At 60.7% G+C, this 24,795-nt stretch carries 30 protein-coding genes; 21 read left to right on the top strand and 9 right to left on the bottom strand.

The annotated features are described in order from the left end of the window. Positions 1-83 precede the first annotated feature (83 nt). On the top strand, positions 84-926 hold the full coding sequence (locus QCE69_RS37040; RefSeq protein WP_309935857.1) for a hypothetical protein: 843 nt from the start codon (positions 84-86) through the stop codon (positions 924-926). Continuing rightward, positions 926-2,116 (top strand): integrase domain-containing protein, encoded by a 1,191-nt coding sequence (locus QCE69_RS37035; RefSeq protein ID WP_309935856.1) that lies wholly within the window; start codon positions 926-928, stop codon positions 2,114-2,116. The genes QCE69_RS37040 and QCE69_RS37035 overlap by 1 nt, the downstream gene beginning before the upstream one ends. Before the next feature lie 82 nt (positions 2,117-2,198). Here the strand turns inward: QCE69_RS37035 and QCE69_RS37030 are convergent, their stop codons facing one another. The 8 genes from QCE69_RS37030 to QCE69_RS36995 form a co-directional block, all read right to left on the bottom strand. Then, positions 2,199-2,339, bottom strand: a complete 141-nt coding sequence (locus QCE69_RS37030; RefSeq protein ID WP_309935855.1) for a hypothetical protein — start codon at positions 2,337-2,339, stop codon at positions 2,199-2,201. 82 nt (positions 2,340-2,421) lie between these two features. Beyond that, positions 2,422-3,087 carry a Lar family restriction alleviation protein gene (locus QCE69_RS37025; RefSeq protein WP_309935854.1) on the bottom strand — a complete coding sequence of 222 codons (666 nt, stop codon included), beginning with the start codon at positions 3,085-3,087 and terminating at the stop codon, positions 2,422-2,424. 122 nt (positions 3,088-3,209) lie between these two features. Next, a complete protein-coding gene (locus tag QCE69_RS37020; RefSeq protein WP_309935853.1) occupies positions 3,210-3,605 on the bottom strand; it encodes a hypothetical protein in 396 nt (131 codons plus the stop codon). A gap of 55 nt (positions 3,606-3,660) precedes the next feature. Beyond that, complete coding sequence (locus tag QCE69_RS37015) at positions 3,661-3,972, bottom strand: hypothetical protein (RefSeq protein WP_309935852.1); 312 nt, start codon at positions 3,970-3,972, stop codon at positions 3,661-3,663. Next, complete coding sequence (locus tag QCE69_RS37010) at positions 3,969-4,487, bottom strand: hypothetical protein (protein WP_309935851.1); 519 nt, start codon at positions 4,485-4,487, stop codon at positions 3,969-3,971. Before QCE69_RS37010 ends, QCE69_RS37015 begins: the two co-directional genes overlap by 4 nt. Before the next feature lie 59 nt (positions 4,488-4,546). Further along, on the bottom strand, positions 4,547-5,755 hold the full coding sequence (locus QCE69_RS37005) for a DUF1173 family protein (RefSeq protein WP_309935850.1): 1,209 nt from the start codon (positions 5,753-5,755) through the stop codon (positions 4,547-4,549). Then, positions 5,736-6,065: a hypothetical protein gene (locus QCE69_RS37000; RefSeq protein WP_035472815.1), complete on the bottom strand. Its 330-nt coding sequence runs from the start codon at positions 6,063-6,065 to the stop codon at positions 5,736-5,738. Before QCE69_RS37000 ends, QCE69_RS37005 begins: the two co-directional genes overlap by 20 nt. Positions 6,066-6,104: 39 nt before the next feature. Then, entirely contained in the window at positions 6,105-6,530 is a 426-nt protein-coding gene (locus QCE69_RS36995) for a hypothetical protein (RefSeq protein WP_244818481.1), read from the bottom strand. Between the two features lie 512 nt (positions 6,531-7,042). On the opposite strand from QCE69_RS36995, the gene QCE69_RS36990 reads away from it, so the two are divergent. The 13 genes from QCE69_RS36990 (at position 7,043) to QCE69_RS36930 (ending at position 20,202) form a co-directional block, all read left to right on the top strand. Continuing rightward, the gene (locus QCE69_RS36990; RefSeq protein ID WP_309935849.1) at positions 7,043-7,837 is read left to right on the top strand and encodes a hypothetical protein; all 795 of its coding nucleotides are present in this window, start codon (positions 7,043-7,045) and stop codon (positions 7,835-7,837) included. Positions 7,838-7,900: 63 nt separating this feature from the next. Further along, positions 7,901-11,020, top strand: a complete 3,120-nt coding sequence (locus QCE69_RS36985) for an SNF2-related protein (RefSeq protein WP_309935848.1) — start codon at positions 7,901-7,903, stop codon at positions 11,018-11,020. Beyond that, positions 11,021-11,269: a hypothetical protein gene (locus QCE69_RS36980; RefSeq protein WP_309935847.1), complete on the top strand. Its 249-nt coding sequence runs from the start codon at positions 11,021-11,023 to the stop codon at positions 11,267-11,269. Positions 11,270-11,590: 321 nt separating this feature from the next. Then, positions 11,591-12,289 (top strand): hypothetical protein, encoded by a 699-nt coding sequence (locus QCE69_RS36975; protein WP_309935846.1) that lies wholly within the window; start codon positions 11,591-11,593, stop codon positions 12,287-12,289. 177 nt (positions 12,290-12,466) lie between these two features. Then, positions 12,467-14,143, top strand: coding sequence for a PRTRC system ParB family protein (locus tag QCE69_RS36970; protein WP_309935875.1), 1,677 nt, complete (start codon positions 12,467-12,469; stop codon positions 14,141-14,143). Between the two features lie 61 nt (positions 14,144-14,204). Further along, positions 14,205-14,726: a PRTRC system protein E gene (locus tag QCE69_RS36965; protein ID WP_309935845.1), complete on the top strand. Its 522-nt coding sequence runs from the start codon at positions 14,205-14,207 to the stop codon at positions 14,724-14,726. A gap of 10 nt (positions 14,727-14,736) precedes the next feature. Further along, positions 14,737-14,985: a PRTRC system protein C gene (locus QCE69_RS36960; protein ID WP_309935844.1), complete on the top strand. Its 249-nt coding sequence runs from the start codon at positions 14,737-14,739 to the stop codon at positions 14,983-14,985. Positions 14,986-15,084: 99 nt separating this feature from the next. Then, positions 15,085-16,224 (top strand): PRTRC system protein F, encoded by a 1,140-nt coding sequence (locus QCE69_RS36955; protein ID WP_309935843.1) that lies wholly within the window; start codon positions 15,085-15,087, stop codon positions 16,222-16,224. A 13-nt stretch (positions 16,225-16,237) separates the two neighbouring features. After that, positions 16,238-16,966, top strand: a complete 729-nt coding sequence (locus QCE69_RS36950) for a PRTRC system protein B (protein ID WP_309935842.1) — start codon at positions 16,238-16,240, stop codon at positions 16,964-16,966. Further along, on the top strand, positions 16,966-17,622 hold the full coding sequence (locus QCE69_RS36945) for a PRTRC system protein A (protein WP_309935874.1): 657 nt from the start codon (positions 16,966-16,968) through the stop codon (positions 17,620-17,622). Before QCE69_RS36950 ends, QCE69_RS36945 begins: the two co-directional genes overlap by 1 nt. Beyond that, positions 17,619-18,452 (top strand): PRTRC system ThiF family protein, encoded by an 834-nt coding sequence (locus QCE69_RS36940; RefSeq protein WP_309935841.1) that lies wholly within the window; start codon positions 17,619-17,621, stop codon positions 18,450-18,452. The genes QCE69_RS36945 and QCE69_RS36940 overlap by 4 nt, the downstream gene beginning before the upstream one ends. Before the next feature lie 94 nt (positions 18,453-18,546). Then, positions 18,547-19,026, top strand: coding sequence for a hypothetical protein (locus tag QCE69_RS36935; protein ID WP_309935840.1), 480 nt, complete (start codon positions 18,547-18,549; stop codon positions 19,024-19,026). A gap of 93 nt (positions 19,027-19,119) precedes the next feature. Next, positions 19,120-20,202 carry a hypothetical protein gene (locus tag QCE69_RS36930; protein ID WP_309935839.1) on the top strand — a complete coding sequence of 361 codons (1,083 nt, stop codon included), beginning with the start codon at positions 19,120-19,122 and terminating at the stop codon, positions 20,200-20,202. Positions 20,203-20,259: 57 nt separating this feature from the next. On the opposite strand, the gene QCE69_RS36925 is transcribed toward QCE69_RS36930, so the two are convergent. Continuing rightward, on the bottom strand, positions 20,260-21,465 hold the full coding sequence (locus QCE69_RS36925; protein ID WP_309935838.1) for a hypothetical protein: 1,206 nt from the start codon (positions 21,463-21,465) through the stop codon (positions 20,260-20,262). Between the two features lie 870 nt (positions 21,466-22,335). Here QCE69_RS36925 and QCE69_RS36920 point away from each other — a divergent pair. From QCE69_RS36920 to QCE69_RS36895, 6 genes are all read left to right on the top strand, one after another. After that, positions 22,336-22,581, top strand: coding sequence for a hypothetical protein (locus tag QCE69_RS36920; RefSeq protein ID WP_244818469.1), 246 nt, complete (start codon positions 22,336-22,338; stop codon positions 22,579-22,581). A gap of 117 nt (positions 22,582-22,698) precedes the next feature. Next, positions 22,699-22,833 (top strand): hypothetical protein, encoded by a 135-nt coding sequence (locus QCE69_RS36915; protein ID WP_255751473.1) that lies wholly within the window; start codon positions 22,699-22,701, stop codon positions 22,831-22,833. A gap of 99 nt (positions 22,834-22,932) precedes the next feature. Continuing rightward, on the top strand, positions 22,933-23,394 hold the full coding sequence (locus QCE69_RS36910; RefSeq protein WP_053572901.1) for a glycine zipper 2TM domain-containing protein: 462 nt from the start codon (positions 22,933-22,935) through the stop codon (positions 23,392-23,394). Positions 23,395-23,432: 38 nt separating this feature from the next. Continuing rightward, complete coding sequence (locus QCE69_RS36905; RefSeq protein WP_309935837.1) at positions 23,433-23,717, top strand: hypothetical protein; 285 nt, start codon at positions 23,433-23,435, stop codon at positions 23,715-23,717. A 105-nt stretch (positions 23,718-23,822) separates the two neighbouring features. After that, on the top strand, positions 23,823-24,221 hold the full coding sequence (locus QCE69_RS36900) for a hypothetical protein (RefSeq protein ID WP_309935836.1): 399 nt from the start codon (positions 23,823-23,825) through the stop codon (positions 24,219-24,221). Further along, entirely contained in the window at positions 24,218-24,679 is a 462-nt protein-coding gene (locus QCE69_RS36895) for a hypothetical protein (protein WP_250518881.1), read from the top strand. Before QCE69_RS36900 ends, QCE69_RS36895 begins: the two co-directional genes overlap by 4 nt. Positions 24,680-24,795: the final 116 nt, after the last annotated feature.

The following is a 24,795-nucleotide window of genomic DNA, read 5'->3' as shown; positions in this document are numbered from 1 at the left end:
GCGGGGTTACGCGGCGCGCAGCGCGAAGAGACGAGGAGATAGGCTCCCTGCGGTTCTCGCCCGGCGACAAAGGGATCGGGCACATGTCAGTGTCCGCGGACCAAGCGCAAATCAACGAGGAAACGATGCAGGAGCCGTTGGACGTATTCGTGCTTCGGAAGGCAGTAACGGGCTCATATATTGTCGGCTCGTACCACCGCGTCATGGGGCCAGTTTTCCTAGACGTGTTCCACTCGGTCGAACGGCACTACGGGCTGACGCTGAACCTGGACCGCGCCCATCGCTTTGAGCGCACCACGGTCGACATAGATGGCTTTCTAGCGAAGCTCGACGAATGTAATCACGCGTCTGGCGTGCCTGCGGGCGACTTCACCTCGCTGTGTAATCACTCCTCCGTCTCGCCGGAAAGCTTGGCTGCGTGGACTAGAGCCACACCTTGGATAGAGGTCTTAGCGCCTGCGCCGCCGCTGTTTTTGCGTGCATTCGGAGCAGCGATCGAGCGTGGTTCTCCTTGGACGCCAGACGTTTCGCAGGCACACCGCTTCAGTGCCCGAGATATCCTGCTCGAGCCGTCGCTCAGGCGGATCGAGCCGCACGGACGTTTCGTCGCGCTGACGGCGGGTGGCGCCACCAGCACAGGTGCGCAGAAAGCCGCGCAGGCGCCGTGGATCAATCATCCGCTTGAGGCTGACCTAGCGTGGTCCATGTGGCAATTGTCCGTGCGATACGGTTTTGACGATGTGAGTGCGAGACGAGCTGCGCATAGGCATGCAGCGTCGGCCGGATGGGAATCTGCGGCGGCAGGCGTGTTTGAGATATCCGGCCATATTGCGCGGTCGCCCGAGCTACGCCAATCGTTCGAGACAGGACGGGCGCTCTGCTATGCAACTAATCACTTGATCACGAACGCACAGGGGAATTGCTAATGTCGGTCACCGTCAACGTCCGCTCAGAACTTCGTCGCTACAATTTGCCAGAGGACTTCAAAATCGAACTGGAACGGCTTCTTGAGGACAACGTCGCTCGCGTGCACAGCCGGACTCGCGTGAGTAAAAACCCGCTGTCATTGAAGACACAGGCATATCGGATTCAGAAGATCTGCCACGCATTCGTGGAGCTTCGCGAGAACGGATACGCGCTGAAATCTCCGTGGGCCCTGAAGCAGAAGCACGTCGAGGCACTTGTGGACATTTGGGTTCGTAAGAAGCTGACAGGCGGGACAATCGAGAACAAGCTGACCTATCTTCGCGCACTCGCCGAGTGGATGCATAAGCCGAACCTGATTGGCCCGTTGGAAAGCTACGTTGACCGCAAAGAGCACGGTCTTGTTCGCTCGTACATCGCCACCGAAGACAAGTCGTGGGAGGGCAATGGAGTCGATTCGATCGAGAAGATGGCGGAGATCGCACATACCGACAAGTATGTCGCTGTCCAGCTCCGCCTGCAGCTGACCTTCGGTTTGCGCGTCGAGGAAAGCTTCCTCCTGCGCCCGGTCGAGTCAGTCGGCGATGACGGGATGCTTCATGTCACCCGGGGGACGAAAGGCGGTCGGAACCGGGTTGTCCCGATCGGTGACGGCCTAGACGTCTTGAAGGAGGCGGCAGCGCTGACGAATCCAGTTTCCAAGACCACAATTCCGCTGGGATATACGAAGCATCAGTGGAAAGACCGGTTTTACCGAGTGCTCCGCAAGCACGGCGTGCGCAAGAGCGCGCTCGGAATAACTGCCCACGGTCTACGTCATCAAAACTTTCACGCCATGTACGAAGCCCTGGCAGGGGTTAAAGCGCCGGTTAAGGGAACAGGTGAAATCGCGCCGAAGGCGCAGCACGAGGAGGCCAGGCGTCAGGTGGTCGAAGCGGCAGGTCATAGCCGGCCCTCAATTGCAAACGCGTATCTATCGACGCATAGGGTGCAGCAGCAAAAGGCGCCCGACGTCACATTCGATCAAGTGCGTGATGCCATCGCTAAGTTCGACGGCAACAAAAAAGCTGCCGCAAACTTCCTTCAGATATCAAGGCAGAAGATGTATCGGATCATTCAACGTCACGGAAGTGTTACATTTAGTCATAGTTTGCCAAATGTAACACTCGCGGAAAGCCTGATAACTCAATAATATCAATGGGATGCGCTAAACGCGTCCACGCAAAGCGCCATATCAGTGATATGGCGCGTGGGTTCAGTCCCGCGCTTTTGAGTCAATTCAAAAGCCAATCTAGCGACCGGCTTGTCATAGCGTGATAGGTGAGAATGGCGGCCAAGGCGAGGACCACCGTGAACTGCGGTGCGAGCTTTGCGCGCAGGCGGTAAGCGGCGCGAAGGTAGTCGATGGGGGACATGCGTTTCCTGTGGTGGTGGGTTGCTGCTGGCGCCGAACTGGCCAGCACCAAACCAGTATGGACGCATAAGCCGCAAGTCAAGTTACCAGCGATTGCGGTCCGGCAGATCGTCAACTGCGAGGTTCACGCTGTTTTCGAAACTGCCCTCATCACCGCCCGTCGCAGGAATGCGCGGAAACTGAATCGAGGCTATGCCGTCGATGTAGACGCGTTTCGCAAGTTGCTGGAGCTTCCGGTATCTCGCAGCATCGTTGAGCACTGTGTCGACAGGCCAGAAATCGCTCAAGGTGATCTTGCTGTCGACAATTTTCGCAGCCAGCATGGCGAAAATTGGGCCGCGCTTCTCCCAGTCGCCTTCCGTTCGTGCCAAGAGGTTGATCAGGAATGGCGCATCGAGGGCGCTGACTTCCTTCCTGATCAGCTTGAGCAAATCGCCTTCCTTGGCAGCGGGGCGCCGCGTCCGAGCGTTCCAGATCGTCCCCGCCTTCTCTAATGCCGCGTGCCGGTCGTCGCCGATTGCGATCCAAGGCGTTTGCATGCCGCAGTCTTCGCAAAAGATGCAGCAAACCTTTTCTTGCGGGATCGCAAAGAGCGAGCGCGCTTCGAGGTCGTTCATCTGCGGAGCAGCTCGGTCGTCGGCGCTCAGATAGTCACTCGCGGGCGCCGACAGGCGCTTCAATAGCCGGTGCGAGTAGCCAAAGGCCCATTTTCCGCCGCAATGGTCGCAGGGGAAGAGCTCGTCAGTCATGGCAGCGTGGTCCGGGGCGTTCGCCGATCGTCGGCGAAAAGGGTGTGGGCGGATGCATTATAACGACGCTCGTTTCCCGGCCAAATTAGGAAACAACCCCGAACTTTACAACACCTTTCAGACTACGCGGCGACGCGATTGGCGGCGATGGCGTTGTAATCCTCGTGGCTGACCAAGCGGATAGGCCTCAAAGATGGGGCGTCGAAAAGTAACCGATACGATCTGCCAACGGGGACCGATAGGAGCTTGCCGGCGGACGACTTCAGGAATTTGCCGTCGAGCGAGAAGGGATGGATTCCGTTGCTGACCTTCGCGAGGAGGTCGCGTGCCTCGCGTTGAACGGACGACAGATGGCGAACCATCGACAGGTCGATGGCGTCGTCGGCAGTCGAACTTCTCTTTGCCGCGCGCTTTTGTTCCATCGCGAGACGCTGCTCCGCTTTCTCTTTTTCTGCGTTGGCGCAGGTGTGGCAGAACTTCCCCTTGCCGGTGTGGCCGCATGCAAACGACTGCTTCATGGTGCTGGTGCTCTGTTGTTGCTGATAGCCTATTGCACCACCGATTGACGCTCCGTCAAGTCTCCGTTGAAGGCTGTTTCGGTGCTCTTTTCAGGTTATCGATGGCGTCGAGGGTTTTGGAAAGCTCGAGATTCCGGGCATCAGCAAGAGCCAGACGATTCTTGAGGTGCTCGATCTGCGAGAGAGCGAGACCGTACTGCTCCGCGAGCATTGAAAGCGCGGAAAAGGGCGCCAGGGCCGCACCGCAGTCAGAGCAAGAGACGGTGCCGCCGTGTTTGGCCAGCCGAATATGACGATGCGCGCAGTCGTTGCCGTGACTGCGCGCATCATTGGTAGAGAGACGCGTAAATGGAAGGATGGTGCTCATTCAGGAGTCAACGGGTGCTCCGCGTCCCTAGGCGGACAACGGCCAGTGTCGCCAGCAATGTTGTCGGGAAACAAAATCGGAGCGATTCTCGCATCTCGCCGATAATGCCGCTCAACATTATCAAGATATCGCCGAAAGCCTGCGTCATCGGTGAGACGCCCCTCAATCGAACAATGCGCGAGCCGTAAATCGGTCGGCGTCGACGCGTGTTTTTCAAGTGCTCGCGCGTGTCCGCCGTCCGGTAGCCACCACCTGTTCCAACGAACGGTAAAGGCTAGCCAGCTACGCGCTGAGCTATCGATCTCTGCCCACGACGCCCGGAAGTCGAGGATCGCGCCAAGGGTGCTGAAGAACACCATGCGCACATGGGTGTCGTCGGCGGCCGCGACAACGATCTGCTTGCGCCGCTCATCGACCGGGTCGATCGAACTTGCCATTGCGAGCGCGGGGTAGCTCACCTGCCAGTCGGCATCGCGAGCCGTCGCGTGTTTCAAAAAGAACGAGTTCGAGCTCACGTGTTGTATCGAGAAGTTGAGAACTGGGTCAAGGTATCGCGGTGATGCGCGCTGTCAAGTCAAGCGGCGGCCGGCAGTCGTACCGACGCTAGTTCTGCCGGTGGTATCCACTCGACACAAGGCGTTGCAGTGAGCGCGTACCGCGCCTGCTTTTCCTTCTTGCGCTCAAGGTATTGCGGGTTGCCCTGCATGCCATAGATTTCGATCGCGGTCGGGGCCTCGGTGTCCGTCAGTTGAAAGTCCGGCAGCTGTGCATCGCCGTTCTCCAGCCTGAGCGGCTTGGTAAACCGCCGGCGCTCCGCGACCAGCCGGTTGGCCATCGCGACTTCGTAGCTCGAGTCGCAAGGTAAGAAGCTGCTGTTGCACAACTGCAGGGCGATGTCGACGATTCGAAGATTGCCTTCTTTGGTCCGCTCGATGACCGCTAACACCACGATCCGCGCGCTCGCGTCGCCGACCATGGCCCACGCAGATCGAAATGATGCGGCCGCCATCGCAATCAACTGCTTTGAGGCGAAGAAGGTGCGCTTCGTCTGGCGAAGCTTGACGACGAAGCCATACTTGGAAGCATCGACCGTGCGCAACTCGCCAAGGACCAAGCCACGTTGCGACGCCGTGGGCGTCGTTTCAATCCGCCCAAGAAAGTCATCGAACTCCGCGACGATGGATTGCGCTTCGTTTTCGTCATAGCGACGCATGACATGCAGGACGCTCTGCATCGGCTTACCGTTGAGTTTGCCGTCTCCAAGTGCGGCGACGAGGTGAGCGTTGCATTGCCCCCAACTGCGCGCAGAGGCACCCGTCCAGGTATGCAAATCCGCCTCGATCCAGAGACGCTGCAGGAAGCCGAGCAGCGGCGCCGCACGGCGCGTCTTGCCGGTGCCTGAAGTGTTCGCGGACAGGCGGGGAGAGGTTTCGACTGTTTTGACAAATAGGGAAGCGTCGAGCTTGACGTTCAAACCCGCAGGCGTGTGCTGGATTGCATCAGCGGCGTCGGACTTGCTCTTGCCGGTCGCAGCGGCCGCCGCATAGAAAGGGCACTTTGAGTTGTGGTGCGGCCCTTCGTCGGGCCATCGCGCGAGATGAAAGAGCGCGCCGTAGCGACGAACTACGAGACGCAGCGGTTGGCCCGCACCCGCAGCGTTGCATCGACACACCGCATATCCCGGCGACTTCTTGGCACGCTCAAGCTGGCGCGCGTAGCGTGCCGGGCTGTTCTGAACGTCCTCAAGCAAAACGGTGAGATTGTCAAAGGAGACGTGAACCATGTCTTTCGGCCTCGCGCAGGGTGGAACGCGCCTGGTGGCTCGGGACCTTGTGAACATGGGCGCGAGTGCCCAGCAGATTGGCCATCTGGCGCACGCTCAAGCAGAACTGCTCTGCGTGGAAAGTGCTGGGAAACCGAACGCCGACGGTCGACACAGCGCCAGGAGCGGCATAGTCACGAGAAAATACCGAGCCAGCGCCGATCAGTGCGTCCAGCCATGAGTCCGGGAATCCAGCGGCCGGCTCTGCATCTGCGCGTGCGCCTGCCGGGTCATCTCTGATGTCTTCGAAGCTGATAATGATGAGGTCCATCGTCCTTAGTCACGGGCGAAGAGGCAGATGGGAGCTGCCTCAGTTGCAAGTTGGTGCTTTCGCCAAAGCCTTGTCGCAAAGGACGAGCGCGCCCATCGCCGCGACGACTCCTGTGTATACGAGTGCGATGAGCAGTGCGGCCAACCTCTTTTCGTTGCTTGCTAGCGCTTCGGCGCGGACGTTTTGCGCCCTCGCGAGGTCGACACGCTGCGAATCAAGCGCGTCGTCGAACGACTGACGGTCGCGAAACCCATAGTTTTGGAGCACAGTCGCCTGCGCGTTGGCCGGAACATGCTGAAGCGCATCAGAGACGCCTTGCATGCGCTCTACGAGGCCTGTGCCTGCAACGACCGGTACGGCTGTTCGCTCGAGTTTGAATCCGTGCACAACAAGGCCGATCGCCGCAACCGAGGTCGCGCACGAAGCGATGAGGACGGCAACAGTGGCTATGTGACTCAGTTTCATGTGCTCATGGAATCGTTGACGCGGCTAGCGCAGTTCGCAATTCTCGCGATCAGCGATTCATTAGCGAAGGAGAAAGATGCGTCGTTTCGATCGCCTTTTCGATTCACCGTGCGCACACGTAGTTGAGCCGGAATTCCTTGCCGGCAAATTGACCGGAAAGCTATCGTTTTTAGGGGGTCTTTCGCCAAACGCGCTTCATCATGATGAAGCCCCCGGACCGTGAACCCCGAGAGATGTGTGGGTGAATGTGCGCGGCGGTGACGTGTTATCCCCAGGGTTATCCAGAAAAACTGGGGATAACTGAAAGCGGCTGGCTGAAGAGGCGCTATCAAAAGCTCGCCTTTCCCCGCAACGCGGCGACGTCATGCAGGTATCGTTGAACCATCACCCGCGCGTCCTAGCGCATCGACTCTCGGCGACCAACTTCGCCGCACCCGCAACGTCTACCTTAACCCGCAGGGGCATGTCCCCGATTGCGGGCGTGCGCCTGCTCATCCCCATGGAGCAATCGCATGTACACGCAATTAATCGAGCAGTTCAAGACGGCCCAAACGGCAGCAGCAGTGGCGTATTGCGCTGTCGTTCAGGCCGAGCGCGACGTCTTTGCTGACGGATTGACCGAGTATTCGGCGATGGAAGTTCGAAGCGAATACAAAGTCGAGCGCGAGCTCAACACGTTCTGCCGACGGCTGCTCTCGCGGCTTGTGATGGAGGCAAGCCGAAAGTTCGCCCCCGCCGGCGGCAGAATTGAGATCGATCAGAGTCGCGAACTCGACCGATGCGGCCTCGATATCGAAGAGGAACTGAGGAAAAACAAGATCCCTGACTTGGACGGCTTCTGGCAACACCTCGAGCGAACGTTCGGTGGTGAAGCTGGCGAGCGCGTTGCGTTCGAGCAGGCAGCCAAGGCCATCATCAACGGCTTCTGGCTCAAGTCCGATACCGAGATCAAGCGCACCAGCAGCGCGGTGATTCTCGAAAAGCGCGTCACCTCGCAGTCGTGCTTCCATTCGAAGGGGCAACGCGAGGTGTATTACTCCTCTCAGCAGGCGGTCGCAACAACCTTCGACGGCTTGGCGACCTTCGCGAAGAAGCATCAGTTTGGCGCGCTGGCGATGCAACTGCGCAACTTCAGCGTCCACCGACTGACTTTTTCCACTCGCGAGAAGCTGTCGTTCGCGGGGCTGGAGATCGTGCTGTTCAACGACAAGTGGCAGTTCAAGTTCGCTCACGACGTGGGTGACGCGTTGTCCCTCTTCATTAGTGAGTTTGGCGCCAAGTACCTCGCCTCGCGCGACCGCTACTAAAGCGTTCACCGTTCCATCCTTTCGACCCGCTTCGGCGGGTCTTTTCATTTCTAGAGGCATTTCATGCAGAGAGATCTCTTTTCGTTTGAGCGGGATTGGTATGAGCCGTTGCGTGCGATCAGAAGTTTGGGATCGCAGGCGCCGTCGGTCGCCCATCAGGGCGAGCTGGCCGCGGCACGGCGTCAGCACCTCGGGCAATTCTTCACGCCCGACGCCATTGCGGCGTTTATGTGGAGCTTCGTGAGCGGCTGGAAGGTCAATCGGCTTATCCGTATCCTGGATAACTCGGTCGGCTCGGGCCGACTGCTTCAGTACGCAGACCCGGAACGCCATGCCGTGTACGGCGTCGACGTGCACGCCGATGTCATCCAGCAGTGCCAGAAGGTGTTCGAGGACGCAGGGTTTGATTGCGAGTTCCGGCAAGCCGGCATGGAGGATATCCATCCGGCGCGCTTCGATATCGCACTGATCAATCCGCCGTTCTCGATCCATCTCGAGTCGCCACATCTGCAGACGCTCGAATGCACGACGTGGGGCCGGTACGGCGCGCACACCAGCGCGCTGAGCCACGACTACGCCGTGCATCAGGCGCTTGAGGCGGCGAACATCGTCGTCGCGCTCCTGCCGATCACGACCGCCGAGTCGATGGTTGGGGGCGAGCAAGGGGACCGTTTGAAACGCCGCGCGGCAGGTCTTTTCGAACTGCCGGCGGACGCGTTCAAGCTGGAAGGCGCGAACGTGCGCACGGCCGTCGTGGTGTTCGACCGCTACCGCGATCGTCCGTCGGACTTCGTACGCGCGGTCGTCGACGATCTGGCGAAACCCGGCCCGAATCTCGGGCTGCACTTCGAGGAACGTTCGTTCGGCGAAGCTCGGCTGCGGCTGCAAAAGCTCGATGACAGCGTGCCGTTCATCACGCGTGCGGTCACGGGCGACAAGTCGGTCAAGGTCTCGCACGATGGCCGGCGCATTCGCTTGTCCTTTGCGTGTGGCTTCAACGAAGCGATGGTGCTTAACGCGATTCTCGTGAAGCGCATCTACTCGCGCGACGGCCACCGGCTGCCGCGTGGCTTCCGTTACTCGGGGCAAGGCTTGCTAGATATGGAAACGTATCTGGTGCAAGACAACCCGGTCGCGGCCTTCGATCAGTTGCTGGATCGAATCCGCAGCGTCGGTGGCGAGCCGCAACTCGCAGCCGGCTTTATGGAGCACTTCAACAGACGCATGCGACGCAGCGTGCGACAGGCGGTACCACTGCGGCACGTCGCCTGGACGACCGGCGCTGGATCGCGAGATCAGGTGTCGGGCATCGCGAAGGAGACCCACAAGGTCGACGCGACTCGCTGGGCCAGGCCGCTCATCAAGGCGGGCGATCAAGTCCAGTTTGATCGCGAAGCCGACGGGCGCTACCGATACGCCCTGCATGGCGTCTGGTACCACCTGTCTGTCGACGAGCTCAATGCGCGGTTCGCGGTCGAGAACGTCATCGAGGGATGGGAAGTGGTGCACGAAGGTCTGTGCGCGCGCTTCCCCGACCAAGCAGCGGCGCTGCGCTCGCGCGTGAAGGCGCTCGGCGTCGATCAGTGGCTCGACTGGGAGTTTCAGGTCGACGACTTGGTCGAAACGCTGTTAAAACCGACGGGATGTGTCGTCGCGTGGGAGCAGGGTTGCGGCAAGTCCCGGCTCGCGTTGGCGCTGATCCTCGTCTCCGGTGTGAAGCACGGCCTCATCGTTGTTGAGTCCCGGCTCATCGAGGAGATGTTGAAGGAGATTGGGCAGTTGCCTATCGCGGCCGATCAGGTGCAGGTAATCGAATCGGCGGCGGATCTTGGCGACCTTCGACAGATCAACCTTATCTCGTATGAACGCCTGCGGATGCCGGTCGACAAGGCGGCTTCGTCGCGCGTGACATACGCGCACCGTCTGCGTCGCCGTATCGGCCTGCTGGTGGCCGACGAGGGCGAGCGCCTCGCCAATCCGACAAGCGATCAGAGCCGCGCGCTTTGGCAGCTTTCGGCGCGGCGACGGTTCGTTTTGACGGGAAGTCCCATACCGAATTATCCGAGAGATGCGTTTGGTTTGATCGCGTTCTCAGGCGGTGATGGGACGGCGGCCCAGCCGTATGGTTATCGCGTGGGCTACCTCGAGCAGAACTGGATCAATTCGGCGGAGTACGCGATGCGCGGCGTCGATCGGTTCAGGGATGACTTCGTGGTGTTGGAGTGGGTGACGTGGCAGTTTGCGGAGAGTCTGCAGGATGGGGCGAAACGCGAGGTGCCAAAGATCGGCAACCTTCATCTCTACCGGGCGATGCTCGCGCCGCACATCAAGCGGCGGCTGGTCGCCGAGCCTGAAGTCTCGCGCTACATCCAGATCGAACCACCGCAGTTCGAGGTGGAGACAGTCGACTGGGATCGCGGCCATTTGGCCGCGTATCTGCGCGCTGCAGACGAGTTCGCCGATTGGTATCGCTCATCGCGCGATGACAAGAAGGCGTGCAACTTGGTGACGATCCTCGCTCGTATCCGTGCCGTTCACTTCTCCGCCAACTACCCGCAGTTCGGGATGGATGGCGTGGAGTACATCGGCGGGCTGACGAGCAAGCAACGCGCAATTGTCGCGCGCATGCGCGCGATCGCGGCGGAAGGCAAGCAAGCGATCGTGTTCGCCGAAAACCCGGGCGTGCTCGATCTTTTGGCGCGCGAGCTGGATGCGCATGGTGTGCAGACAGTCCCGTTTCATGGCGAGATCCCAATCAAGCGTCGCGTGGCCGATAAGGACAAGCGCTTCTTGGGCGGACTAGCAACCGGACTGATGGCCACCAAGGCATCGGGCCGCGCGGGCTATAACCTGCCGAACGCCGACTACATCCTCTTCTATGACCGCTCGTGGACGTGGCGCATCGAGTATCAGGCGATGCGGCGCGCGCTGCGATGGAACCGGAAGGGCGTGTTGAAAGTCGTTTATTTCCATTTACCAGGAAGCATCGACGAGTATCAGGACCAAATGGTCGCGCACAAACGTGATGCGACTCAGGCGGGGCTCGACTGGGCGACGCCGGAACTGGACGACGAGACGTTTCTGCACATGGATTCTTTGCTGGATCGCTTCGTCGACGATCTCGCATTGCTATCGGCGGAAACGTCCGGTGACATGCGCAAACTTTTGAAGGAGGCAGCGTAAATGCCGAAAGACTCGAACGTGTATGTGGTGGTCGGGGAGGGCGTCGTTACGGTTAAACGTGAAGGCTCCAATCGCGCGGTGCTGGCGAACGTCCTCGGCAAGGTGCAAGTCGATGGCGTCGAGGTGCTGTGCCTTGACCGTCTCGTCCACGAAAGCCATGAGCAGCAATTCGGCGAGTGGACGTTGGCAGGAGCAGTCACGACGTTGTTGTCTCGATCGCTGCCGCCCGCGACTGGCGCAGCAGCATAAGACACAGCGGCATCCTCGGATGCCGCTCGCCATACCCTTTAATCACAACCCGGCTTTCGAGCCGGGTTTTTTTTCGACATTGCACCCGAGACCTGATGACCGTTCGGCCACGCGTCGGGGTGTTTTCGCCATCGCGAACCCGAGTGTTCGTTGCACCGCATCATTTGGCCCTTAATGCCAATACGCTCCGTTCGCGGTTAGGCGTCCCCCCGGTTATGCGCCGATCGTCTTGGGCGCCGGCGTTGTGCCGGCGCACTTTTTCACTCATGGCATCATGCGGACAGACGCGAATTGGAGCGTCCGTTACGCCACGACAATGCAATGAGTAATTCTCCAGCACCCAGCAGCCGATCCCTCGCCTTTACCGTTCCGACGCATTTAGCCGAAGCACTCCAAGAGACCGTTGACGACTTCCTCGCAAAAGCGGCGGGCGGAACGACTCCCGCGCAGCGAGCGGCCGAGATACGCGCTCAGGATCGCGACGCCAGCCTGGATTCGCTTGCCTATCTCCTTGAGGTGGCCGAGGGCAGTTCTGGGCAGGCACGCGTCGCTGCTCAGTTTCTGGCAGGCCTCTATAACGGAGAGGACTTCCCCTTCAGTCTCACTGACTTTCGACGGCTCGACGATGATCTGCTGGAGCACTGCATGCAGGTACTGCGGCTGGACAGTCGGCACGCGACGGAAGTGCATCGTTACTTTCCCAAGGGGGAGGCCCGCTGGCTGGCGATGATCAGACGATGGGGGCTGGCTCACGAGCCGGCGCACACGCCGCTGCCGGACGACGACGTGGTGCACTCGTGCCAGTACGAAAACAAGCTCGATGCGCCGGGTTATCGCGACGTGACCTTGTTCGTCAAAGTCGCGCTCGGCGTCGGCGATGTTTGCTCGCTCGGCCTCGCGCTGTCTGCCGCCGATTCGGAACGGCTAGCGGCGGATCTCGTGTCAGTTCATCGCCTTGCGTGGACACGAGGCAAGCCGCTGGATGCAGACGAGGACGAGCCGCGACCCGCCTGGCTGTGAAAGACGGCATGAATTCGTGAGCTTTTGCCTGGCGTCCCCGCAGTTAAAACCGCTATCTTTACTCCATCACCCGCGTCATAGACGCATCGACCCCGCGCTGACTTCCGTCAGCCCACGTTGTTCAACCCTTTGGGAACCACTCCCAAAGGGGGCAGGTTCCCTCTCTGGAGCCCTGTCATGCAACAGCAACCTACTCTCGCCCTCAAGCAAATTCAGGTCAGCGTCAATCCCCGCAAGTACTTCGATGCGGCGGAAATGGAAGAGCTGACCGCGTCTGTGCGCGAAAAGGGCGTTATCCAGCCCGTCATCGTACGCACGCTCGCTGACGGCGGCTTCAGCCTCGTCGCTGGCGGCCGCAGATACAAGGCGGCGCTCGCGGCGCACGGCGAAGACTATAAAATCCCGGTCGTAGTTCGAGACATCGATGAGGTCCAAGCGAAGCAACTCGCCATCATCGAGAACATGCAGCGAGCCGACATGTCGCCCGCCGAAGAAGCCATTGCGGCAGCCGAGCAAGTTGGGCTGTGCAAGGGCGATCGCGACGAAGTCGCGCGCATCTTCGGCTGGTCCCGTGCGACTCTTGATAAGCGTCTCGCGCTGATGAACTGCAGCACGCCCGTGCTCGATGCGCTCAGCACGCGACAGATCCTTCTCGGTCACGCCGAGTTGCTTGCTGCGCTCCCAAAAGAGACGCAGGACAAGCTGCTGCCGGTGATCATCAAGGAAGGCAAGGCGGTCGCCGAGGTCAAGAAAACCATCGAACAGGTTGCCTGTTCGTTGGCGGCCGCGATCTTCGACAAGGCCGACTGCGCCGGATGCCCGCACAACTCGTCCACGCAGGGCGAGATGTTCGGCGAGTCCATCGGTACGGGCAACTGCACCAACCGGACCTGCTACAACGAGAAGACCGAAAAGATGCTCGAAGCGACGGCCACCGGCCTGCGCGACGAATATCCGGTCGTGCGCATCGTGCGTGCTGGCGACAATCACACGCGCGTGCAACTCGCAGTCGATGGCCCCAAAGGCGTCGGCGAGGAGCAGGCGAAGGCGTGTCATGCGTGCCAGAACTATGGCGCGGCGGTGAGCGGCCTGCCTGACTCGATCGGCAAGGTCTATCGCGGCCAATGTTTTGACACCGTCTGCAACATGAAGAAGGTGGCGGCGCAACTGCAAGCGGTCAAAGCCGCGAGGCAGCCGAAGCCCGAAGCAGCCAAGGGGGGCGCGAAAGCGTCGCCTGCAGCAGCGAAGGGCTCGACCGGTTCGTCCGCGGCATCGACGACTAGCAATCCGCCGGCGACGGTGGTGGCCGAGTCGGACAAGATGAAAGCGTATCGCGTGGCGTTATGGCGTAAAGCCCTGCGCCGTGAGGTGGGTGCGGAGCCCGCGCTCGCCCAGCGATACCTCGTTGCGATTGCCCTGTCCGACCAGATGCGCTGCGTCGATCAAAAGACCCTCTCGGGCATCTGGGAGAAGCTCACCGAGGAGCAAGTCCCGTCCGGCGATGTGTCGAAAGCGGCATCCTCGACGGCAGCCGCAGACGACGCGAAGCTCGCGCATGCCGTCACCGGTGTGACGGTCGCTGCGATCCAAGGCCTCGACGTCCAGCATCTCACGCGTCTGTGTAAGCACCATCGCCTCGATCTCGCGAAGCACTGGAAGCTCTGCAAGGAGTTTCTGGAGTTGATCACGAAGTCGGAAATGTTGGTGGTTGCCGACGAACTGGGCATTCGTGCCGCGCTCGGCGACAACTTCAAGAAGGTCTTCGGCAAGTCCAAGCCCGAGGTCATTGACGCGCTTCTGGCCGTCGAAGGCTTCGACTACGCGGGCAAGATCCCGAAGGTGCTCAAGTTCTAACGCGCGGCTCGCCCGTGCATCGATCGTAGTTTCCATCCTTTATAGACCGCCCATCCTTTGAATGGCGGTCTTTTTTCTTTCTCAGGAGTTTTCCATGTTTGCAGCTATTGAACCGCTTCTGCGTCACTGCACGAAGCTCACCCTGTCCTTGCAGATGAAGGGCGACGAGATGGTTGTCTGCGTCATGCCGCAAGGCACGGCAAAAGACGCCGCCATGCTGCAGCCGCTCGCGCTCACCGCGACGGCCGCCGAGCTGGAAGCGGGCTTTATTGACGCGCTCGTGGCCTACACCGGCGCGCACGCGTCGCTCGCCGAGCAGGTTGCTGCGACCACCGCCATCCTCGAGGCCGCCAAGACGACGCAAGTCTCCAAAGCGACCAAGACGCTGGCTAAGGGCGGCAGCAAGCCGGCATTGCCGGCGCCCGGCAGATCGAGCACCGATGCGGACAACGATGATGACGACGCAGGTGACGACGCTGAAGGGCAGAGCACCGCCCCGAACGCATCGCCGGGCTCGGCTTTGTCGGAAGCATCGGTGGAACCGGCTAACACCGGGACCAACCTCGCATCGCTTTTCGACTAAGGAGCAGAACATGGCTATCCAAGTTGCGAAGCTCACGCGCGAGTTCGTCTACAACGGCGTGACGTTCCCTGATCCGGGGCCGACCTTATCGCCCGACGATGTCCGCGACCTCTACTCCGCGCAGTACCCGGAGCTGACGACCGCGGCGATCGACGGACCCACGACGGAGGGCGATGTCATGCGCTTCACGTTCGTGCGTGCGGCTGGTGCTAAGGGTGCAGCTCATCGCGCACCGCAGCCCTGCAGCGTCCATGCGTAAGCGCGACCTCCTTAAAGCCTTGTCCGACCCGGACCTGGCGCTTTCCCATCAGCAACCGCCCGGAAGGGCGGTTTTTTTTCATGACAAGGAGATCGAGCAATGCTCTTCGATCCTCGCCCGTCTGGTGCAGAAGTCGCTGTCTCGGGAGAGCCTTGGCAACCGCGACGCGCTCCCGCTGCCGGACGTCGAACTCCCAATGATTTTCTAAGCCTGCCGGCCATCGGCTCGGACGTCAAAACGCGCGCAGTGATGCGTTGGAACGCCGAAAAGGATGTCGCCGGTCTTATCTCCGCCCAGTTCAACTCGGGCGTGCTGAGGCCGCGCGACGTACCGGAGTTCAAAGGCGCGGGCGACGCGCTTGCCCAAGGCTTCTTTGCATGGGCCAAGCGTCATACGCCGCGTCTGGACTGCCTTGGCTTTGACTTCGTGCTGTGCGACGTGCAGGCGGTGCAAGACGTTGTCCAGTATCAGGAGGACAGCAGCGAGTTCAATCCGACCTCGCCCGTTTATCTCGGCATCGAGATTACGGAGGAGAGCATCTTCGAGATCGGCAGACGTGCCGCCGAGCTTCGCAATGTTCACCCGCGGTTGGTGTCGACGGCGATGGTGCTGATCAATCGTGCAGCCGGACGCACGATGTGGGTTCGGACGCCGGATGAGTTCCTTGGGGAATTCGCTTCCTGGTTCTGGGATGGCGACTCGAACGCAACCGATGAGGAAGCGCGCGAGATGCTGACGGACCGATTCGGCGAGGACGAGGCGGAGATGGACTACTACCTCCCTTCCGTTGTACGTCCTCAGCTTTGTCCCGACGACATGGACGTCTACCGGTGGCACGCGAAAACCCGGCGCTATCTGCCTCAACGGGCACTTGGCGTCGCGGCGCTTAGGCGGCTTCAGCGGTTCACCGCCGGTCGCACGCGGCGCATCTGTGCGGAGTTGGAGAAGCTGTCGTTGATGTTGCAGCGGGTCGGCAATCGCGACCTCTTCGGCTGTGAGTATCGGCCCCGCTGCGCTTATGCGTCGGCCACCCTCACCGTGGAAAACGACACCCGCGTGGGGGAAGTACTCGATTCGCACTACGAGTACCTCGCCAGCGCCGGCGACGGCACTACCTACCTCGGCTTTACGCCGCTTGCCTGTACGCCTGACGCCATCCGCAAGCAGTACGCGGACTGGTCGCAGGGCTTATCCATTCTTGGCCAATTGGACCGCGTCATCGCGTGTCTCGCGGCATAACTAGGAGCTTTGTATGAAAGGGCTTGATATCGGCTCGGACCGCGTTGACGAACTCGCGGCGATCAGCGCCATCTTGTTGTACGGCCGTCAGGATCGCAGCGCGGTCTACGGCACCGTTCATCCGGTGACGCAGGGTAAGAGCGGCCGGGCAACGATCGGTGCCGGAAGGCCGATCGACCGTATGGCGCTTGTTGATTGCCTGCGTGAGCTGGCTCAGAACGCGGCACCGAAGGCGGAATTTTTGCCTGAGACGGTGCTCGCGGTGTCGCAAGACGCGGTGATGTGGTGGTGCAGACCGGCGATGCGAAGAGTCTTCTTCGACTGTCAGGAGATCGGGCGGCGCAGTGCTGTCGTCCCGCATCCGGGGTTGGTGTTCCGTGCAGCTTCGAGCGGGTTCTCCGTGTTCGCGCTGCATGAGGACAGCCGGCCAACACCAGAATCGAAGCTGCATGAACCGCCTTACTTTAACACCTGGGACTGGGGGCGGATCTGCATCGGCTCGGCTCATGTGCCTAAGCGCATTGATATCGAGTCGATCAGCGGATGGGAGGGCGGATTCTTCGAATCGGCCTTCACGCACCCGAACCACGGCAACAAACGCGTTTCGCATCCCAATGGCGAGTTCGCGTTCTGGAAAGAAATGCTCGACGGCAAGTACGGCGAGCATTTTCCGAAAGATGCGCTCGTTCCTATGGACCTTACCCTCGCTGAGCTAATCGCTGGCAAACAAGGAGTTCGATGATGAACGCTGGTGCTTTGAATCCTGCAGATGCCGCGCTTCAACGCTCATTTCCTTCCGTCATGGTGCCCCGGCGTGAGTCGGTCGCGCCGATGCAGTCGGCCGGTGAGCGACTGCTGATCGGCGAGAACGGTGTCTTTCTAGAAATTGATCTGCCGTGGCTCTCAGTCGTTCGCCGCATTGCGCACTACACGGTCCCGACCGCAATCCCCTACGGGAAAGTGGCAGAGTCGACCGAGTTGCGTTGCGGTGCGGTGCCGCCCGAGTTGATCGGCGAGTTCGTCGCGATGGCACGCGCCGCGCATCCGCTGGAAACCGGTGCCTGGATCGTCTGGAACGTCGAGACGAAGCAGTTTCGCCTCGCACCTGTGAAGGTGCTTTCGCAGGGGACCGGGTCGCTGAAGTACGAGCGGCCGGAACTTCTTCGAAGTGAACTGCGGGTGATCGACTGCCATTCGCATGGCGCGCATCCCGCGTACTTCTCGCCGACAGACAACGAAGATGACCGACACGAGACGAAGTTCGCTCTCGTCGTTGGCAACTGTGCGTCGTCGGTGCCGAGTATGGCGATGCGCCTGTGTGCCAAAGGCATCTTCGAGAGCGTCGAGCGCGTGCCGAGCAGTTGGTACGCGGCGGCTCGCGCGCAGGAGGTTGCATGAACGGGACTGTCCGACATCAACTTCCTTCGCGGATGCTCGAGCGAAGCTGGAATGTGGTCGTAGTAGGCGCGGGCGGCACCGGAAGTGCTGTGCTCCCGAGCTTGGCGCGGCTGCACCACGCGATGCTGGAACTGGGTCACCCGGGCGGCATCGACTGCACCGTGTTCGATGACGACACCGTCAGCCCGACCAACGTCGGCCGGCAAGGCTTCTATCCGAACGACGTGGGCGAGTACAAAGCCTCGCTCATCGTCAATCGGCTCAACGCACTGATGGGCACGAACTGGCGGGCGGAAACCCGGCGATTCGGTCCGGGCGAGCCCCTCTACAACGTCGATCTCGTGATTGGCTGCGTCGATACGCGTGCTGCTCGGGCCGCGATTGTTGGCGCAGCCCAGCACAGCGGGGCGTATTACCTCGATTGCGGCAACGACACGGATCGCGGCCAAGTTGTCATCGGTCAGGTCTGTGGCAAGAGCTACGCGCTGAAACATCCGGAACGGCTGCCGCATGTGGGCGAGTTGTTTCCGGAATTGATCGACGCGAAGCTCGATGCGAAAGACGAGACCCCGTCCTGTTCGATGGCAGAGGCGCTGCGCAAGCAGTCGCTGGTCATCAATCAGGCGATCGCCGTCCAAGCATTCAACATGCTCTGGACCATGTTTCGAACCGGCGCGGTGCCGTTCTCGGGCGTGTTTGTGAACCTCGCAACGGGGCGCACAAATCCGATTCCGTTGGATCCGGCCGCGTGGGCGCGCTTTGGGTACGAAGTCCCGAAGCCGCCCGTGAAGAAAGCCAGGAAGAGCCGCAAGGGCGAGCTCGCTGCGTAAGTAGTCGCTGTTCCATCACTGCCGACCTCCGCAAGGGGTCGGCATTTTTTTTCTCGTGCTTATACAGCACGACAACCTCAACAGGAGTATCCGAATGTCGGAAGACATTGAAATCGTAGTTTCGGCACCGCTCAAAGTGGCGGCGGCGTTGTGGCAAGAGCGCTGGTGGTGCTGTGCGGCCTTTGTTGTCGCAACGGCCGCAAATTCGCTCCCGCCGGCGGGCTATCTCGGCATGGCCATCAGGTTCGCGTACGAGCACTTGTTGCACGACGCATCGGGCGTTGGCCGAATCATGGCCGGGGTCCTCGGCATTCTGGTGGCCTCGCTCGCATGGCAGGTCACCTGTCAGCGAGACCGCGCCCGCCCAGGACTCTTCGCCCGTGCGTGCGACTGGGTCGTCAACCGCTTCCTGATGTCGCACCTTGCGCGCGGCGTCGCGGTGGTTATTGGCGCGAGCTTCGCCTGCGGTGCACACGGCGTCTTGTTCGGCGTTGCGTTCGGCGTCTGGCTCGGCCTTGTCATGTGCTGCATGCAGTGCTTGACGGCCTTCTCGGTTATGCCGCGTCTGCGCTAGCAGCATTAGCCGCTCCCTCGTGGAGCGGTCCTCTTTCACCTCAGCGGGTACGCAGCCCGTTGGGGCTGCTCCGCGCATTTACTGGAGCAAAACATGGGTTCATCAATTCTGACGGGCAAGCGCGCAGGCGCAATGCAGAAGGCCGACGGCGAGTGGATCTACGCGTTGTTCGAGCGTGGCTATGAGTCGAACGTCTATCCGCATACCGACCACTGGTCGGCGGTGGCACTGGGCAATTACACGCAGGTCATGCGGCGCCTCTTCTCCCACGCGAGCAGTTGCGAAGGCGGGATGCTGAGAAGCCGAAACGGCTCGATCAAGCCCGAAAACTTCATTGAAAGTTGGAGACGCGAGCTCGCTAAGCCGTCGTTGCTTCGTGACCGGCAGATCGATCTGTCGGTCGGCTCCTCGTGCTACTCGGCGGTGCCTGAGTCGCAGCTGGACGACGTCCGGCTGTCGTTGATCCGCGCCGGTTTCGAGTCTCGTATCGACGAACTGGTCGCCGGGACGTTGAGCGTTTCGCTGCACGCGGACATCGACCTGCTGCTCGCGATCTACGGCAACAGTGGGCCGCTCAGCGCTTGGCGTGTTCTCAAGGAGTATGACTGTGGCACGGCGCAAATTGAGGTCCCGGTGCCATCGGCAACGAAGACGGCAATGGAACGTATGCCCGAGGTACGGTGTCATTCGATTGACCAACACAACGTGCTGGTCGCGATGGGCGCAGCGCCCTGGCGTCACGCTGGCTGGCAGTACAACGCGGTCGGCTCGTTCGTCACCGAGGTTGCCTATCCGGTGGAGATGGAAGCGCCGGGCTTCGCCAAGAAGGCGATTCCAGCGTTCCGCGACGCCGTGAGCAATGCCCCGCAGGTGCCTTCGGCGACGCGCATCACCGTGACGCGCTCGCCTGAGGGCACCGATGAGTGGCGGGTCCGCTGTGCGGACGAGCTTGCAAGGACCCTCGGCCTCGTGGCAGAGGGTGAATGTGCGCCGGCCGTATTCAGCTTTGCGTTCGGCGAGTTGCTCAATCGCGACGACACCGACCGGCTGTTGTACGGTCTGGGTTCCTTCAGCGATGCGCAACTCCAGTGGGAGGTGCCCGTCACGCGCGCAGGCGCTGAGCCGGATCCTGCATTTTTTGCGGCTGACGTTCAGCTCTCGCTGTGTCTCGCCTAGTGCTGTTTTGATCAACGCCACGCCCCGGATTTCCGGGGCGTGGCTTTTTTTCGCCCGCTAGAAGGCGAAGCTCGCTTGCGCCGGGACTGATGCGGCTGCGGGTGCGGTGGCATTTGCGTCGGGAGAAGAGGCCGCGCCTTGCCGCTGTGCCAGCAGCTCGTCGTACCGGCGCATAACGTCGGCTGCGCTGGTGTAGCCGACCTCGATGCCTACTGTCTGGGCGACGCGGCGGCGCACGCTCGCGAGCAATTCCGCTTCGTCGGGCGTCGGGCGCGCCGTCGGCCACCCAGACGAGAAGAGCAGGTGCGCAGGAATCTCCGCCTCGATCGCTTGGCGCTCGATGGCGGCAGCCTTCGCACGCGCAACGTCCGCGGCCAGTTCAGGCGGCAGGAGATCGGGCGCGACGTCGGCCAACCACCGTTGCCCTTGGAAGGCGAACGTCGATTCAGCTTCCAGGCGCACCATTTCTCGATAGACGTCGTGGTTATCAGCGCAGCTTGCCGCGGCGCGCAGGTCGTCGAGCGAACTCATGATGCAGTACGCGCATGAGACGCGCGACGCGCCGTAGACCGTGTACGCCTCATGCAGCGCCAGTCCAGCCGCAGCAATCTCAGTGAAGACTTCGTCAACGGTCCATTCGATGATCGCATTCCACGTCACACCGGTGCGGCCCTTGGTCGACAGGGGAGCGAGCGGGGCGGCGACAGCCATCTTGCTGCGAGCATTGCTTTCCTGACGGCGCACACCGGTGACACTAACGATGTTGTGCGTCGTAAAACGCTTGTTCAGCGCAGAATTGATTAGGGCTCCTTTCAATTCCGAGGTGCAGAAGCGCATGGACGGCGTGCTCCACGGCAGAATCAGCCGCACGCAGGAGAGATCGCGATAGCGCTCGACGTTGTTCGACCAGCGCTTCTCCCATCTGGCGAGCATGTCACCGGCTTTCCGTTGCAACGTGAGCAGCTCCCAGCCAAGGTGAGCGGCAAGCCGCTCACAGGCGGGTCCACTGTCCTTCCACTCGACACGGCCGAGGTCGGAATGAACAAGGATACGAGGTCCGTTGTGGCCGATGGCGTCAAGGTGGCGGCCGACCGCGAGTGCGCAGGCGACACTGTCCTTGCCTCCGCTCACGCCGATGGCGACGACAGCATCGGTCGCGAGTAGCGCCGACACGTCAGGCGTGAGTGCGACGTTACGGGCGCGCGCTGGAGCGTAGGCGTTCGAACGGGGGCAAAGCGAGGACAGGTCGATGGTCTGGAGCATGGCCGAAGAAGAATCGGAGGAGATGATTCATCTTCGCAGCTACAGCGAAAAGTCAAGCTGGGCGGGGCTCCGAGCGGAACTGCCCGAAAAAAAGCCCGCGTCGCGGCGAACGATAGCGGGCACTGGATGAGATCTACAACAGCGCGCCCACAGCCAAGAGGACGCGCAGTAATAGCTTAGTTGTTAATCGCCGATGCGCAACGAAAAGCCCGCCTAGAGCTAACGACGGGCCGGGTGGCGGCCCTGATCACCGAACGTTATGTTGCTAACAGTTCGACTGGATTTGTCAGTCTATATTGTTCGTACCCGCTAAGAAGGGTGCTTGCGAGACCAGACAACACAAAACGACAAACTGAGGCCACCCAGGGGACATTCCCTGGGTGGCCTTTTCTTCATTTGAATTGCGACGCTTTTAGCTGCCTTTTCGACGCATCGGTTCGGGTGTCGATGGCTAGAATTGGCACGTCTCTCAGGTTCGTCAACGGCCTCGGAACTATGACGAACGTTCAAGCGCCGCTCCAAATGGAGCAGGCGCTTTTTTTTGCCCTTGCTACGTGCTGTCGGTCCCGAGCCGGGCGACTCGCGTCAGGTCGAGTCACCGTCTAGGGGCCGTTTCATGGCGGTTCTGAGCGAAAGACATAGCAAATCGCTGAGCTTTCCGTTTCCCGCTGCGCGGGTGTCTCCGTAGACTGGCTTCATTCTCCGCGCTTTAGCGCATCGACCTACCCCTCCAGCGTGCTGGAGGACCATCTTCTCTCCAGCCGTCCATGACGGCAATCTTCTAGGCGACCCGCGTTGGTCGCCTTTTTTCGTCCCGTTGGGAGCCTATCCCTCCGGGAGACAGCTCCCATTATTTTTTTGGAGTTGTCTATGTCTCGCAATCTCGCACCTGTCGTCAAAGTTTCCAGCAAGAACGGTTTCATGGCGAATCAGCGTGTGGTCGGTCAAGACGTCGAGGCCAACCCGCCGCAGCTTTACACCGGACGCATTCATTCGGTGTGGAGCGACGGCACGGCGATGGTGGATTGGGACTATTCGCTCAACCATCAAGCCGAACGGCATTTGGTGCAAAGCGGTCGTGTCAGACTGCATCACCTCAGCCATACCGCCTCGTAGGTCTTCGTAAATGACGCGTCCAGTGCAGTTCGCTGGACGCCGTTTCTTCAGATCCAAATCTTTCCTTGATGGGAGCCGCCCATCGAGGGCGGCTCCTACCTTTCTCAGGAGTTGCCCATGTTTCCAATGATCAAACACGCTCTCAGCAGCCTAGCCTGGTACGCCAAGCAGGACGCGGAAGCCTGGAAGATGCTGTCGTTTCTCGTTGTCGTTGTGTACGTCTCGACGGCAATCGCCTCGTTCACCCACTGACTCACGTAGCTTGACGCTGCGTATTTCCCGTTTCTCTTCCCTTTGGGGCAAACCAGCCCCTTCGGGAATGGATTGCCTCACATTCAATCGAGGTGATCCATGATCAAGTTTTTCTGTTCCGTGATGCTTCTTTCGGTTCTGACTGGCTGCGCCACGGCGGACTTCGGCTCACCGGATACCTACCAGCGCTACGACGTTCAACGCATCGGCCAGTTCGAGCAGGCAACCATCCTGCGCGTGCGTCCGATCACCATCGAGAGCAATTCGGGCTCGTCGGGCATTGCATCGATCGTCAGCGCAGCGGCAGGTGCCTTCCTGGGCTCGCAAGTCATCGGCAACGGTAGCGGCCGTTATATTGCCGGCGCGCTTTCCGGCTCCGTCTCCGGGTTGGTGGCTCAGCGCGTAAGCGCCGCTATGTCGCGCCACAGCGGTGTCGAAGTCTTCCTTCGTCGCGCCAACGGTCAGACCGTGGTCGTTACACAGGTCGACGATCAGCAGTTCGCTGCTGGTCAGCAGGTGTTTCTCGTCTCAAATGGGTCCGGCTACCGAATTACCCACTAACTGGCGGCAACGCCTCCGACCAACTGGATAAACCATCAATGAACCACTATCAGTTGATCACCCACGGCCAGACCAGCGGCTGGGACGCGTCGACCAACGATGTCAACGGCAAGAACTTCTACGGGATGGTTCCGGTGGAAGTCGCTGCGCAAGCAGGCGACGTTGATGAATTCGCGGCGATCGTGTCTCACCCCGAGTTCAACCCATCGGGCGCGCGGCCGCATATGTTCGCCGAGGTTGGGCGAATCAGCGACGGTTACGGCGACGCGAGCTTCATACGCTTGAAGCCTGCGCTCGACGCTTATAAGGCGCGATTCCTCTAACCGGGCATCGCAGTACGCATCTTCTGAATGCGCGGTGAAAACCGCGCCAACCCTTGCGGGGCAGGCTCCCCGCAAGGGACCTGCCTCGTCTGCAATGAGGCAATCATGAAATTTCCCCGAGTGTTCTATGCGGACCGCAGTAGTGCCAATGCAGGCGCGAAAGCGGCTCTGCAACGTCATGCGGCGCGCGTTCTGCGACGCGTCGCCCAGGACTTGCGTCTTCCGGCGCATGCGCACGAGATCGTCACCGATACGCGTCGCGGCAGTTCGGCGATACGGGTGTCGTTGCGCACGGAGACGTTGTTTGTCGACGTGCTTGAGCGGCAAGGTGGTTCAGGTGTCGCGCTGTGCTTTAGAACCCGGCGCGGCCGCTCCGACCTTACGGGCGGTGGCGAGAACCACGTCGCCCTGACGCAACTCGAGACGCCCGCGGGCTATCGAGCGATGCTGGACGGCCTGCGTTTGGCTGGCGGCATTGACTTGAAATGCGGAGGTCGTCGATGAAGCTGGCGAAGGTGAAAATCGAGTACAGCTCCGGCACCACGATCATGGACCGGGTTACGCTCGATCCAACAACAGGTCAGGTTCATCTGGCACCGCGTGTACTCGGGCTACTCGGCAAGATGGAGGAGTCGGAGTGTTCGCCGTCGTTCACACTTGAGTACATGGGCTACATCTTGCCGGTGACGAATGTCGGCGGCGGATACGCAGTCACCATTCCAGCGGGCCCACGCCCCGGATGGCGGCAGATAGTTCATGCAATTAAGACGCCGACCAAGGACCAGCGCCAGCAGAACGGGCGTCTACTGCATACGCTCTCAGCGGCCTCAATAGTCGGCGCAGTGGGCTACGCGCATTCGGCGGCGTCGTGGGACCTGCTAACGGCAGTGAACACGATCGCACTTGCGGCGCTTGGGTTAGTATTATGGTACTGCGGCTATTTCAATATGAAAGGAGAGTGAAATGGGTGCGACGATTTTCACGGTAGTGCTTGGCCTCTCCATTGCCGGTTTCTTCCTCTGGACCGGGCATAACGGGCAAAAAGCCGATCGCGAACGCGAGTGGGGCAAATGATTCG

The sequence above is a fragment of the Caballeronia sp. LZ032 genome, assembly GCF_031451315.1.
Lineage (GTDB): Bacteria > Pseudomonadota > Gammaproteobacteria > Burkholderiales > Burkholderiaceae > Caballeronia.
This window is presented reverse-complemented; position numbering and strand designations above follow the sequence as displayed.

Coding starts and splice junctions, on each gene's coding strand:
- QCE69_RS36965 (WP_309935845.1), top strand. CDS start 14,205: ATGGCGGTCTTTTTTCTTTCTCAGGAGTTTTCCATGTTTGCAGCTATT.
- QCE69_RS37035 (WP_309935856.1), top strand. CDS start 926: ATGTCGGTCACCGTCAACGTCCGCTCAGAACTTCGTCGCTACAATTTG.
- QCE69_RS36990 (WP_309935849.1), top strand. CDS start 7,043: ATGTACACGCAATTAATCGAGCAGTTCAAGACGGCCCAAACGGCAGCA.
- QCE69_RS36935 (WP_309935840.1), top strand. CDS start 18,547: ATGTCGGAAGACATTGAAATCGTAGTTTCGGCACCGCTCAAAGTGGCG.
- QCE69_RS36955 (WP_309935843.1), top strand. CDS start 15,085: ATGCTCTTCGATCCTCGCCCGTCTGGTGCAGAAGTCGCTGTCTCGGGA.
- QCE69_RS37000 (WP_035472815.1), bottom strand. CDS start 6,065: ATGGACCTCATCATTATCAGCTTCGAAGACATCAGAGATGACCCGGCA.
- QCE69_RS36975 (WP_309935846.1), top strand. CDS start 11,591: ATGAGTAATTCTCCAGCACCCAGCAGCCGATCCCTCGCCTTTACCGTT.
- QCE69_RS36905 (WP_309935837.1), top strand. CDS start 23,433: ATGAACCACTATCAGTTGATCACCCACGGCCAGACCAGCGGCTGGGAC.
- QCE69_RS36940 (WP_309935841.1), top strand. CDS start 17,619: ATGAACGGGACTGTCCGACATCAACTTCCTTCGCGGATGCTCGAGCGA.
- QCE69_RS36900 (WP_309935836.1), top strand. CDS start 23,823: ATGAAATTTCCCCGAGTGTTCTATGCGGACCGCAGTAGTGCCAATGCA.
- QCE69_RS37020 (WP_309935853.1), bottom strand. CDS start 3,605: ATGAAGCAGTCGTTTGCATGCGGCCACACCGGCAAGGGGAAGTTCTGC.
- QCE69_RS36895 (WP_250518881.1), top strand. CDS start 24,218: ATGAAGCTGGCGAAGGTGAAAATCGAGTACAGCTCCGGCACCACGATC.
- QCE69_RS36960 (WP_309935844.1), top strand. CDS start 14,737: ATGGCTATCCAAGTTGCGAAGCTCACGCGCGAGTTCGTCTACAACGGC.
- QCE69_RS36910 (WP_053572901.1), top strand. CDS start 22,933: ATGATCAAGTTTTTCTGTTCCGTGATGCTTCTTTCGGTTCTGACTGGC.
- QCE69_RS36945 (WP_309935874.1), top strand. CDS start 16,966: ATGAACGCTGGTGCTTTGAATCCTGCAGATGCCGCGCTTCAACGCTCA.
- QCE69_RS36925 (WP_309935838.1), bottom strand. CDS start 21,465: ATGCTCCAGACCATCGACCTGTCCTCGCTTTGCCCCCGTTCGAACGCC.
- QCE69_RS36970 (WP_309935875.1), top strand. CDS start 12,467: ATGCAACAGCAACCTACTCTCGCCCTCAAGCAAATTCAGGTCAGCGTC.
- QCE69_RS36995 (WP_244818481.1), bottom strand. CDS start 6,530: ATGAAACTGAGTCACATAGCCACTGTTGCCGTCCTCATCGCTTCGTGC.
- QCE69_RS36985 (WP_309935848.1), top strand. CDS start 7,901: ATGCAGAGAGATCTCTTTTCGTTTGAGCGGGATTGGTATGAGCCGTTG.
- QCE69_RS37005 (WP_309935850.1), bottom strand. CDS start 5,755: ATGGTTCACGTCTCCTTTGACAATCTCACCGTTTTGCTTGAGGACGTT.
- QCE69_RS37040 (WP_309935857.1), top strand. CDS start 84: ATGTCAGTGTCCGCGGACCAAGCGCAAATCAACGAGGAAACGATGCAG.
- QCE69_RS37015 (WP_309935852.1), bottom strand. CDS start 3,972: ATGAGCACCATCCTTCCATTTACGCGTCTCTCTACCAATGATGCGCGC.
- QCE69_RS37025 (WP_309935854.1), bottom strand. CDS start 3,087: ATGACTGACGAGCTCTTCCCCTGCGACCATTGCGGCGGAAAATGGGCC.
- QCE69_RS36915 (WP_255751473.1), top strand. CDS start 22,699: ATGTTTCCAATGATCAAACACGCTCTCAGCAGCCTAGCCTGGTACGCC.
- QCE69_RS36950 (WP_309935842.1), top strand. CDS start 16,238: ATGAAAGGGCTTGATATCGGCTCGGACCGCGTTGACGAACTCGCGGCG.
- QCE69_RS37030 (WP_309935855.1), bottom strand. CDS start 2,339: ATGTCCCCCATCGACTACCTTCGCGCCGCTTACCGCCTGCGCGCAAAG.
- QCE69_RS36920 (WP_244818469.1), top strand. CDS start 22,336: ATGTCTCGCAATCTCGCACCTGTCGTCAAAGTTTCCAGCAAGAACGGT.
- QCE69_RS36980 (WP_309935847.1), top strand. CDS start 11,021: ATGCCGAAAGACTCGAACGTGTATGTGGTGGTCGGGGAGGGCGTCGTT.
- QCE69_RS36930 (WP_309935839.1), top strand. CDS start 19,120: ATGGGTTCATCAATTCTGACGGGCAAGCGCGCAGGCGCAATGCAGAAG.